Here is an 11,795-nt window from a genome sequence, read left to right as displayed (position 1 = left end):
AGTTGACAAATTCGCAGATCGGACAAGTGAACCCCGACCACAGACGTGCTCGCTAGGCGTCCTAGACGCGACTACAACCGTGGGTCCACCGGCTCCGACTCGAGCGCCAGAACCGCGAATACAGGCTCGTGCACTCGCCACAGGGGTTCGCCTTCCGCCAGCCGGGTCAAAGCCTCGAGCCCGAGCGCATGCTCGCGCAACGCCATCGATCGTTTGCGCCCCAGAGACCGGTTACGCAACACGTCGAGGTTCTCCGTGTAGTCGGGGCCGTAGATGATCCGCAGGTACTCCTGCCCACGCACCTTGATGCCCGGCTGAATCCTCCTGTGCGCCAATTCTGCCGGCGTCGAGCCGAGTGGCTTGACCACCATGCCTTCGCCGCCGGAACCGGTCAGCTGCGACCACCAGGCGGTTGCCGCGGCCCGGGATGCATCCGAGGTGAGATCGACCGACACGTGCCTCGTCTGCGTGATCAGGGGATCGTCCAGCATCGCCAGCCTGGCAAGGTGCCACGAGTGCGGCTCGGTGACTGCGGTCGCCCGGCCCTCGCACGCAAGGATATGGAAGGGAGCGACGCGCACCCCGTCCAAACCGTCCACCGGCCAGCAGTACCGCGCGTACGCCTCCCGGAACCGACGGGCGTTCGCCGCGCGAGTTCGCGTGTCAGCCAACAGGCCGTCGACGTCCAATCCTCGCGCCGCAGCCCGCTCGAGCGCACTGATCGCATCCGGCAGGGCCGCCCCTGCCGCGGCCCCGACCGACGCGTACTGACTTCGGATCAGATCCCCTGCCTTCGCCGACCATGGCAGCACTTCGCAATCAAGCGCCACCCACGGCGAGCCGAGGTCGTCCATCAGCGGATCGCATGCTGCGCGTAGCCGGGCCACCAAATCGCGCATCCTGGCCGGATCGTCGAAGAACGGCCGTCCGGTACGGGTGTAGACAATGCCCGAGCAGCCGTCGGTGACGCCGAACCGCTTCGCAGCGGTTTCGCTATCACGGGCAAGCACGGCGATCGCCCGGGAACCCATGTGCTTCTCCTCGCACACGACTTCGGTCACCCCGTCCGTCGCGAACTCCTCGAAAGCCTGTGCTGGATGCTCCAGGTATCCGTCGAGGTTCGACGTTGCCGGTGGGGCCATGGTCGGCGGCAGGTACAGCAGCCAGCGCGGGTCGGCCGCGAACCTGCTCATGACCTCGAGCGCGGCTGTGGTGTTCTCCTCGCGCACCTTGATGCGCCCCTTGTTGTACCGGGTGTCGACATATCGAGTCCCGCGCACGTCGTCGATGGACAACTGCATCGGATCCCGCTGTGTCTCCGAATCGGACTTGGAAGTGTCGGTTCCGAGCGGGCGCATCGGCTCGAACCACACCTTCTCGGCGGGGACGGGAACGATCTCCTTGCTGGGGTAGCGCAGGGCAGTCAACTTGCCGCCGAACACGACTCCGGTGTCGAGGCAGATGGTGTTGTTGATCCACTCGGCCTCCGGTACCGGAGTGTGGCCGTAGACGACCATGGCTCGTCCGCGATATTCGCGGGCCCAAGGGTAGCGCACCGGCAGTCCGTACTCGTCGGTCTCACCGGCCGTGTCCCCGTACAGTGCGAACGAGCGCACCCGGGCCGAAGCTCGGCCGTGATAGGCCTCCTTCAGCCCGGCGTGCGCAACTACCAGATTTCCACCGTCGAGCACATAGTGGCTGATCAGACCGTCGATGAAGGCGTGCGCTTCCCTGCGGAAGTCGTCGGATTCCGCGGCAAGCTGCTCGAGAGACTGCTCCAGCCCGTGCGCGACGGTGACATTGCGGCCGTGCAGCGCCCGGGCGAGCTTTTGTTCGTGGTTGCCCGATACGCACAGCGCGGTCCCAGCCGCCACCATGCCCATCACCAGTCGCAGCACACCGGGAGTATCCGGTCCGCGATCGACGAGATCGCCGACGAACACAGCGGTCCGGCCCTCGGGGTGGTGGGCGCCGCCGCCGTCGGGGTCGATCGTCCAGCCGAGCTCGAGCAGCAGCGTTTCCAGTTCGCTCCGACAACCGTGCACATCACCGATGATGTCGAACGGACCCGTCAGCTCGCGCTTGTCGGTCCATGCCTTCTCGGTCGATACCGTTGCCCCTTCGATTTCGTCGACTCCGGTAAGCACGTGAACCCGCCGGAAGCCCTCTCGGCCCATCTTCGGCAGAGAACCTCGAAGTTCCTTGTGCTGCCGTCGAATCACGTGCGGACCGAAGTTGCGATCCGATCGGCTCGCGTTACGCTCGATCGCTTCGCCGGCGGGAACGTCGAGCACGATTGCGTCCACGAGGACGTCATGCGACTTTGCCAGATCAATCAGCGCCTTACGTGATCCGCGCTGCACGTTAGTGGCATCGACGACCGTGAGCAGGCCCCGCCGTAGCCGGGTCCCGACAATGTAGTGCAATACGCCGAAGGCATCTGCGGTTGCAGCCTGGTCGTTTTCGTCGTCAGAGACCAGCCCTCGGCAGAAGTCGGACGAAAGCACCTGTGTGGGCGCGAAATACTTTGCGGCAAATGTGGACTTGCCGCTACCCGATACTCCCACGAGCAGCACAAGTGATAGTTCTGGTACGGAAATGTCAGACATTGTTTCCTCCTTCCCGTGAGAAAACCGCCATCTGTGTCGGTGGGCCGACCTCGGGGTCTTCGCCGCCCACCGGACGGAAGTCGACCGTGTATTCGTGCGCTTCGCAGACCTTGATTGCCCACGAACGGAATTCGGTCCGCGACCACTCGAAGCGATGGTCGCGATGACGCATGCCCTGGAGGTCTCTATAGCGCACGTTGTATTCGGAGTTGGGTGTCGTCACGATTACGTGCCCCGGCCGTGCGGCACCGAAGACCACCTGCTCGAGGGCGGTGAGCCGCGGTGGGTCGATGTGCTCTATGACCTCCATCAGCACAGCCGCGTCGTAGTCGGCGAACCTCTCGTCGGTGTAGGTGAGCGCCGCCTGGAACAGGTGCAGCCGCTCGCGATGCCGCTCCGGCATCCGATCCACCCGCAGCCTGCGTGCCGCGGACGTGAGCGCTCTCGTCGATACGTCCGCTCCAGCGATCTTCGTGAAAGTGGGATCGTGCAGCAGGGCGGAAACGAGTTCCCCAGAGCCGCATCCGAGGTCGATTACCGAACTGGCACCCAACTCGCCGAGAGCATGAAGGACGGCCTCGCGCCGAAGTAGATAGAGAGCTTTCGTGACCGGTTCGTCGACCACGGTGTCGCTGTCGACCACGGTGTCGCTGTCGAGCACGGTGTCACTTTCCGGCTCCTCGTCGACTGGTGGCTCGAGTTGTTCCTCGACGTCGTCGCCGAGTTCGGCAAGTCGCACGAGGGCAGAGCGAGCAAGAGAGGCTTGGTGCCGCAGGTAACGGCGAGTGATGAGCGCTTTCTCCGGGTGCTCGGCGAGCCAGGATTCGCCCGCCCGGATCAGCTTGTCTACCTCGTCGGATGCGACCCAATAGTGTTTGGCGTCGTCGAGTACCGGAAGCAGCACGTAGAGGTGATTCAGAGCGTCGGCGAGTCGGACCTCTCCGCGTAGGGTGAGCCGAACATAGCGGGAGTCACCCCATTCCGGAAACGCGGCGTCCAGCGGCACGGCGATTGCCTCGACGGCCCATCCCAGTGGGGTGAAGAGACGTTCGGCGAGATCCGGACCGCCGCGACACGGCAGCGCGGGCAGCACAATTTCCAGCGGTATAGGTGCAGCGGCAAGCTCGGGCTTCGCTCCGCACCGTCCGGCGCGGGCAGTGCGGAAGACGTCTGCGAGTGCCACCGAGAGCAACGAGGACGCAGCGTAGGGTCGGTCGTTGACGTACTGCCCGAGACTGAAATCGGGTGTGGACCTGCCTGACGTGCGGGCGAGACGTACCGCATCGACGTCGAGCAACAGCGCGGCCGTGCATCGCTCTTCGCCCGCTTCGGGATAGAAGACGCTCGCGACACCACAGGACTGGGCAAATTCCTGAACTCGATCAGGGTGCTTGTGAAGCAGGTAGCCGAGGTCGGTCGCCGGTCGCATAGTGGTCGAAATCGTCAGAATCACTGCGACAGTCTGCCCCAGGCGAGATATCCGTGCATCCGCATTTCGGCATCGGGGACCTGCTCACCTGACTGCAGGAACCATTCAGCGAGCTCCGCGCGGATTCTTTGGGGCCGCGGAAGATCGCCCCCAGCGCAGTATCGCCGGCTGGTATCTTCGACAAGAATCTTGCAGGTCGGCCTATGTCACCCCGATGGCGAATACGGAAGGTTTCTCGTGGTCGAGAAGTCGAGGTCTATGCCCGCGGTACCGCTGTCCATCGCTGCCGTCATGGTTGCTGCCATTGGCTTCTCGACCAGTCCGGCCGCAGCAGAGACCACGCCCTGGCGGCTTCCCGTGAACTCGTGCGGTGAGACCGGATTCAACCCCGCGAAGGAACCACCGGGCCCGAGCGGACCACTGATTCCGCCGACCATCAGCATCCCGATCCCGTATCCCGACTTCCAGCTGGTGCCGGTCCCCGGCCCTGCTCCCGCGCCGCCGACCCGGGTTGCGCAAGATCTTCCCGCCGATCCCTGCGCGGACCCGTGCCCCGACCTCACCGACGACGAAGAACCACAACCCGAGTCTGGTGAATCTGGTTCGTCCGGCTCTGCCGGGTCTGGTTCGCTCGGCTCCTCGGGGTCGTCGGACTCCGCTGGTTCGTCCAGCTCTGGCGGTTCAGGTTCGCTGCTACCGAAGATCCAATTGGAACCGCGGCCGGAGACCATACCTATCCCATACCCCGGCGGCCCCGGCCCCGAACCGCAGCCCAAACCGCCGGTCGAAATCAACCCGGCCGAACCTGGTTCCCTCACACCAGCGCTGGCTAAGCCGGATGTCGAAGAGGTCCGATTGGTTTCGCAGCTGACCGGCCACGGCTCCGAAAACCGCACTGACAAGCGCTGGCAAGTGAACGGCACCGACCTCGGCATCATGTGGGAAAGCAAGCCCGGTGAGGTGGCGATCGCGTTCGGCGACACCTTCGGCAAAGACTGGGACCCGCCTGGCGGGCGTGGTGGGGACTGGCGGAGCAACGTCCTCGGCCACAGCACCGACACCGATCTGTCCAACGGCATGACCATCGACAGCATGGTCCAAGACAGCCGCTGCCACGCCGCCGAGATCATCGATGCCAGGCACATCAACAACTTCGAGACCACCACCATCCCGACCTCGGGTTTCGCGATCGGTGACCGCCAGTACCTCAGCTACATGTCGGTGAAGCGCTGGAGCCTGATTCCAGGTATGTGGTACACGAATTACGGCGGCATCGCGTACTCCGACGATGATGGGCAGACCTGGACCAAAGACCAGCACGCCAAGTGGGAGAACATCTTCGGTGCACGATTCCAGGTGTCGGCGATGGTGCCCCAGGGCGACTACGTATACATGTTCGGAACCCCTAGCGGCCGAATCGGCACCATCGGCCTCGCCCGGGTGCCGGTCGATCAGGTTCTCAACGTCACGTCGTACCAGTATTGGTCCGACGGTGAATGGACTCCGGTGAAGAACAACTTTGCGAGGCCGATCGTCGAGGGTATCTCCAGTGAACTATCGGTCCGCTACGACGCTGATACCGAGAAGTGGCAAATGAGCTACCTCGATCCGATCGGGGGATCGATCATCCTGCGACAGTCGTCGAGCCCCCAAGGGGTGTGGTCGGACACCGCAGAACTCGTGAAAACGGCCGACTATCCGAAGGCGTACGGCGGATTCATGCATCCCTGGTCAACGGACAAAGACCTCTACTTCACCATGTCGGAGTGGGACAGCTACAACGTCTATCTGATGCACGCATCCTTCAACTGACCTTCCCGAGAACACTTTTAGACGCACCAAATGGCCTCGCCCTCCCTGACTGTCAGGCGGCGGGGCCATTCGGTTTCACAGCCCGTTACGACCCAGAGGCGAAGCACATCGATCCGGTACATCCACCGCCCGGCTCTCCACCGCCAGGCGTTTCACCAGACAATTCGATCACGGACACAGAATTGTCGTCGACGCTCGCCACGTAGGCGCGGGACCCGTCCGGGGAGACCGCTATACCGTCCGGGGATTCTCCGACGGGAACAGTGTCGATCACAGTGTCGCTGGCGGTTGCAATCACCGACACCGAGTCGTCATCCATGTTGGTGATGTAGACGAGGGATCCGTCCGGGGAGACCGCCGCACCGCGGGGGTGTGGGACCGAAATGGTGTCGATCACCGTGTTGCTAGCGGCGTCGATCACCGCCACCGAGTTCTGATCGTATGTGGCGACATAGATTCGAGAACCATCCGGGGTGACTGCGATGCCTCGGGATTCGCCCCCGACGCCGATGGTGTCGATCACCGTGTTGCTGGCGGTGTCGATCACGAACATCGACTCTCCGCTAGCGGTGACGTAGGTACGGGATCCGTCCGGGCTGAACGCCACCCTCCTCGAGAACACCCCGATCGGGATGGGGTCGATCATCGTGTTCCTGGTGGTGTCGAACACCTGCACCGAGTTGTCATTGACCTTGGTGATGTAGACGCGGGACCCGTCTGGGGTGACCGCCACATTCTGAGGGTTGCCTCCGCCTGGGACGAGGACGTTTTGGACCACAATGTTGGTGGGGGCGTCGATCACCGACAGCGAACGGCTATTGGCGTTGGCGACGAAGACGTGCGCCCCGTCCGGGCTGACCGCCACACCTAGGGGGGTCGCTTCGACGGAGAGGGTGTCGATCACTGTGTTGCCGGCGGTGTCGATCACCGACACCGACTTGCTAGAGGTGTTGGCGACGTAGGCGTAGGCCCCGTCTGGAGTGAGCGCCACATGGCGAGGCCTGTTTTCGACGGAGACGGTGTCGATCACCGTGTTGCCGTCGGAGACGGTGTCGATTGCTGTGTCGCCGGAAGGATCGGTATCCGCCGCCGCAGTCGCCGCCCCGGCTCCTGCCATACCGAGCATCATCGCAGCAGTAGTTGTCAGCCCGAACAAGAGACGCGGGAAGCTCCCCCGGACCGGGCGCTTGCCGAGCAAACTACCGTCTCGATTCACGTGCGCATCCTCTCTCAATGGAACAACGAGGCTGTCCCCAGTCTTGTGTGGTCTCCGTCGAATCCTTTTTGCACGATGGGTTTCTCGGGCCTCAGCCAAGACGCCCCGACGGGGAATGCCGTGAAGAGTAGCCCCAAGTCTCCCTCAGCGCTAGACCGGGTTCACTTGTTTTTCCCCGGAAGTCCGGTTCCTTCGGTTTGTCTGAATTATCCTGTTTCTCCGGATTTTCCGGTTCTAGGTTCGCTACTCGCGGAGATCGAACTCGATCCTCGTTCCGATTCCCCATATAGGCAGCCACATGCCCGATCCGAACCGCCGGCGCGAGAAGTCTGGGTCGAAAGTGATTCCCTCACAACAATTCACCATCCCACTAGCGGGACTGCAACAACGTCCACTGATGCGCGCATTGCTGAACTGACCTACCCACGCTCATGTTTCAACGCACCGAGTGGCGCCGCCACCCTGACGGTCAGGGTGGCGGCGCCACTCGGCTTCACAACCCGCTACGACCCGAAGCAGAGCGATCCGGTACACCCATCGCCCGGCTCACCACCGCCCGGCTCACCACCGCCAGGCTCGCCACCTCCAGGCGTTTCACCAGACAAGTCGATCACGGACACTGAATCGTCGTGACTGTTCACGACGTAGGCGCGGGCGATGAACGGAGCAACTGCCACACCTTCCGGGAATTTTCCGACGCGAAAGGTGTCGATCACCGTGTCGCTGGCGGTGTCGATCACCGACACCGAATCGTTGAAGAGAGTGGTGGCGTAGACGTGGGACCCGTCCGGGGAGACCGCCACACCTTCAGGCAAGCCTTGGACTGAGACGTTGTCGATCACCGTGTCGCTGGCGGTGTCGATCACCACCACCGAATTGCTGGTGGCGGTGACGTAGACGCGGGACCCGTCCGGAGTGACTGCAACCCTCTTCGGCGCCGACCCGGTCGGTATGGTTTCGATCACCGTGTCGCTGGCGGTGTCGATCACCGCCACCGTCTTGTCATCATTATTGGCAACGTAGACGCGGGACCCGTTCGGGGAGAAAGCCATACCTAGGGGACTGCCGGCGACAGAGACCGTGTCGATCACCGTGTCGCTGTCAGCGTCGATCACCGACACCGACCCGCCGAGAGTATTGGCGACGTAGGCGCGGGACCCGTCTGGGGAGACCGCCACCGACCTCGGCCCGTTCCCGACGGTGACGGTGCCGATCACCGTGTCGCTGCCGGCGTCGATCACCGACACCGAATTGCCGTAGTAGTTGGTGACGTAGGCGCGGGACGCGTCCGGGGAGATCGCCACCGACGACGGCCTGTCTCCGACGCGAACGGTGTCGATCACCGTATTGCTGTCGGCGTCGATCACCGACACCGACTTGTCGTAATAGTTGGTGACGTAAGCGCGGGACCCGTCCGGGGAGACCGCCACCTCCCCAGGGTTGGTCCCGACCTTGATGGTGTCGATCACCGTGTTGCCGGAAGAAGCGGGATTCGCCACCGCAGTCGCCGCCCCCGCTCCGGCCATACCGAGCATCATCGCCGCAGTAGTTGTCAACCCGAACAACAAACGCGGGAAGCTTCCCCGGACCGGGGGATTGTCGAGCAAACTACCGTCTCGATCCACGTACGCATCCTCTCTCAACGGAACAACGAGGCTGTCCCCAGTCGTGTGTAGTCCCCGTCGAATTCTTTTTGCACGATGGGCATCTCGGGCCTCAGCCAAGACACCCCGGCGGGGAATGCCGTGAAGAGTAGCCCCAAGTCCCCGTCAGCGCTAGACCGGGTTCACTTGTTTTCCTCGCAAGTCCAGTTCCTTCGATTCGTCCGAATTCTCCTGTTTATCCAGCTTTTCCGGTTCGGGGTTCGCTACTCGCGGGAATCGAACCCGATCCTCGTTCCGATTCCCTAAACAGGCAGCCACATGCCCGATCCGAACCGTTGGCCACGAGAAGTCTGAACCGAAAGTGATTACCTCACAACAATTCACCATCTCATTAGCGGGACGGCAACAACGTCCACTGATGCGCACATTGCTGAACTGACCTACCCACACACATGTTTCAACGCACCCGCTACGACCCGAAGCAGAGCGATCCGGTACACCCATCGCCCGGCTCACCATCGCCCGGCTCTCCACCACCCGGCTCTCCACCACCCGGCTCTCCACCACCCGGCTCTCCAACGGCCAGTTCGATCACGGACACCGAGTGGTCAAGGATGTTCACCACGTAGGCGCGGGACCCATCCGGGGAGACCGCTATTCCGTCCGGGGTTCGTCCGACGGTGACAGTGTCGATCACCGCGTTGCTGGCGGTATCGATCACCGACACCGAATCGTCGTGAGAGTTGCTGACATAGGCGCGCAACCCGTCCGGGGCGACCGCCACCCACAACGGTCTCGCCCCAACGGAGACGGTGTCGATCACCGCGTTGCTGGCGGTATCGATCACCGACACCGAATCGTCATCAATGTGGGCGACGTAGATTCGAGAACCATCCGGGGTGACCGCGATGCCTTGGGATTTGGCCCCGACGGTGATGGTGTCGATTACTGTGTTGCTGGCAGTGTCGATCACAAACACCGAGTCTCCGCTAGCGGTGACGTAGGCACGGGACCCGTCCGGGGTGACCACCACCCTCTTCGAGGACACCCCGATCGGGACGCTAGCGAAATTCACGTGGCTGGGGGTGTCGATCACCGCCACCGAATCGTCATTGATCTGAGGGACGTAGGCGTAGGACCCGTCCGGGGTGAACGCCACTCCTTGGGTAGGGTTTTGGACGGGGATGGTGTCGATCACCGTGTCGCTGTCGGTGTCGATCACCGACACCGACCTGCCAGTAGTGACGTAGACCTGGGACCCGTCCGGGGAGACCGCTAGCCACAACGGCCTGCTTTCTACGCTGACGGTGTCGATCACCGTGTCGCTGACGGCGTCGATCACCGACACCGAGCTGTCAAGATAGTTGTTGACGTAGGCGCGGGATCCATCCGGGGTGATTACCACATGCTGGGGGTTGGCCCCGACCGAGATGGTGTCGATCACCGTGTTATCAGAAGAAGCGGTATCCGCCACCGCAGTCGCCGCCCCCGCTCCGGCCATTCCGAGCATCATCGCAGCAGTAGTCGACAACCCGAACAACAAACGCGGGAAGCTCCCCCGGATCGCGGGCTTGCCGAGCAAACTACCGTCTCGATTCACGTACGCATCCTCTCTCGACGGAACAACGTGGCTGTCCCCAGTCTTGTATGGTCCCCGTCGAATTCTTTTTGCACGACTTGCATCTCGGGCCACAGCCGAGACACCCCGACGGGGAATGCCGTGAAGAGTAGCCGCAAGTCCCCCTCGGCGCTAGGGCGGGTTCACTTACTATTCCTTGCAGGTCCGGTTCCTTCGGTTTGTCCGAATCATTCTGTTTCTCCGGATCTTCCGGTTCGGGGGTCACTACTCCCGATGCTCGAACTCGATCCTCGGCCCAACCATTCCGATTCCCTATCCAGGCCAACCCGCACCCCAACCCAACCGTCGATATACGGAGTCCTGGCCGAAAGTGGTTTCCGCACAACAATTAACCATCTCGCAAATGCGACGGCTACAACTGTCCAACTGATATGTTTGTCACCCAAATAAATTCCCCGAGAACACTTTCCGTATAGATCTCACACTGCTCGCGCGGCGTGGAGGGCAACCTCGGCTGCCTTGATGACGAAGAACACGTTGGCACCCGGAACCAGATCGAGTTCCGCAACGGACGCCACAGTCACATCGGCGCTCAACTCGAGCCGCCCGCCGGCATCCGCACGCACCCGAACCGTCGGCCCCCGTACCTCGATCTCGGAGATCGTGACGCGAAATACGTTGCGCGGGCTACCTTCCGGTCGATGACGGTGCACTGCGACCGCGTGTGGTGCAAACACCGCAACCGCCGCTGAGCCCGGCACGAAATCGGCTCCAGGGAGCCCATGCATCCGGGCACCCGTTGCTGCGACGAGGTCGTCCGGCGCACCAGAAACGGGTACGAGGTTGAGCCCTGCGATCCGTGCGCCGAATGGGCTTCTGGGACGGGTCAACACATCTCGGACCGATCCCGACTCGACCACTCGACCGTCGTCGACGACAATCACCCGGTCGGCCAGTGCCAACGCGTCGAGAACGTCGTGCGTGACCACGACGGCCGTCCGACGTCCTTCCCGCAGCACCTGCCTGAGCAACACTCGCAGCGCCGGAGCCGTGGACACATCGAGCGCGGCCATCGGTTCGTCGAGCAGCAGCGCCTGAGGGTCCGCAGCCAGGGCGCGGGCCACCGCGACGCGCTGGGCCTGTCCTCCTGACAACTCGTGCGGTCGGCGTTCCGCGAACTGCGTCGCATCCACCGCATCCAGCCACCTCTCGGCGATACCGCGCGCTTCCCGGCGACTTCGCCCTGCGCTTCGCGGTGCGAATGCCACGTTGGCCGCCACCGTGAGATGCGGGAACAACAGAGCCTGCTGGGCGAGTAGGGCGACGCAGCGCCGGTGCGCGGGCAGCATCACACCGCGATCCGTATCGGTGAGCACGCGACCGTTCAGTTCCACACGCCCGGCGTCCGGACGTACGAGACCCGCGATCACGGAGAGCGCGGTCGATTTGCCGGCCCCGTTGGGGCCGAGGACCGCCAACACCTCACCCGCACCGAGATCGAATCCCATCTCGAACCCGCGTGCGTCCACCCGCGCCTCGACCCTGA

7 protein-coding genes are annotated in these 11,795 nt (G+C 63.2%); 1 reads left to right on the top strand and 6 read right to left on the bottom strand.

The annotated features are described in order from the left end of the window. Positions 1–71: 71 nt before the first annotated feature. Complete coding sequence (locus tag BFN03_RS18135) at positions 72–2,609, bottom strand: polynucleotide kinase-phosphatase (RefSeq protein WP_070380176.1); 2,538 nt, start codon at positions 2,607–2,609, stop codon at positions 72–74. Beyond that, on the bottom strand, positions 2,602–4,062 hold the full coding sequence (locus BFN03_RS18130; RefSeq protein ID WP_070380175.1) for a 3' terminal RNA ribose 2'-O-methyltransferase Hen1: 1,461 nt from the start codon (positions 4,060–4,062) through the stop codon (positions 2,602–2,604). Before BFN03_RS18130 ends, BFN03_RS18135 begins: the two co-directional genes overlap by 8 nt. Positions 4,063–4,296: 234 nt before the next feature. Between BFN03_RS18130 and BFN03_RS18125 the strand changes: the two genes are divergently transcribed. Then, positions 4,297–5,850, top strand: coding sequence for a DUF4185 domain-containing protein (locus tag BFN03_RS18125; RefSeq protein WP_070380174.1), 1,554 nt, complete (start codon positions 4,297–4,299; stop codon positions 5,848–5,850). An 85-nt stretch (positions 5,851–5,935) separates the two neighbouring features. On the opposite strand, the gene BFN03_RS18120 is transcribed toward BFN03_RS18125, so the two are convergent. The 4 genes from BFN03_RS18120 to BFN03_RS18100 form a co-directional block, all read right to left on the bottom strand. Further along, positions 5,936–7,066 (bottom strand): beta-propeller fold lactonase family protein, encoded by a 1,131-nt coding sequence (locus BFN03_RS18120; protein WP_232320336.1) that lies wholly within the window; start codon positions 7,064–7,066, stop codon positions 5,936–5,938. A 503-nt stretch (positions 7,067–7,569) separates the two neighbouring features. Next, positions 7,570–8,691 carry a YVTN family beta-propeller repeat protein gene (locus BFN03_RS18115; protein WP_070380172.1) on the bottom strand — a complete coding sequence of 374 codons (1,122 nt, stop codon included), beginning with the start codon at positions 8,689–8,691 and terminating at the stop codon, positions 7,570–7,572. 448 nt (positions 8,692–9,139) lie between these two features. Further along, positions 9,140–10,270: a YVTN family beta-propeller repeat protein gene (locus BFN03_RS18105; protein ID WP_070380170.1), complete on the bottom strand. Its 1,131-nt coding sequence runs from the start codon at positions 10,268–10,270 to the stop codon at positions 9,140–9,142. Between the two features lie 458 nt (positions 10,271–10,728). After that, positions 10,729–11,757 (bottom strand): sulfate/molybdate ABC transporter ATP-binding protein, encoded by a 1,029-nt coding sequence (locus tag BFN03_RS18100; RefSeq protein WP_070381059.1) that lies wholly within the window; start codon positions 11,755–11,757, stop codon positions 10,729–10,731. Between the last annotated feature and the right edge of the window lie 38 nt (positions 11,758–11,795).

It is taken from the genome of Rhodococcus sp. WMMA185 (assembly GCF_001767395.1).
Lineage (GTDB): Bacteria > Actinomycetota > Actinomycetes > Mycobacteriales > Mycobacteriaceae > Rhodococcus_F.
Note: the sequence above shows the minus strand (reverse complement) of the source record. Positions and strands in the feature narration are given on the sequence as shown.

What these genes read in the sequence shown, in the direction of transcription:
- BFN03_RS18135 (WP_070380176.1), bottom strand. Translation starts at nt 2,609, where the DNA reads ATGTCTGACATTTCCGTACCAGAACTATCACTTGTGCTGCTCGTGGGA.
- BFN03_RS18125 (WP_070380174.1), top strand. Translation starts at nt 4,297, where the DNA reads ATGCCCGCGGTACCGCTGTCCATCGCTGCCGTCATGGTTGCTGCCATT.
- BFN03_RS18100 (WP_070381059.1), bottom strand. Translation starts at nt 11,757, where the DNA reads ATGGGATTCGATCTCGGTGCGGGTGAGGTGTTGGCGGTCCTCGGCCCC.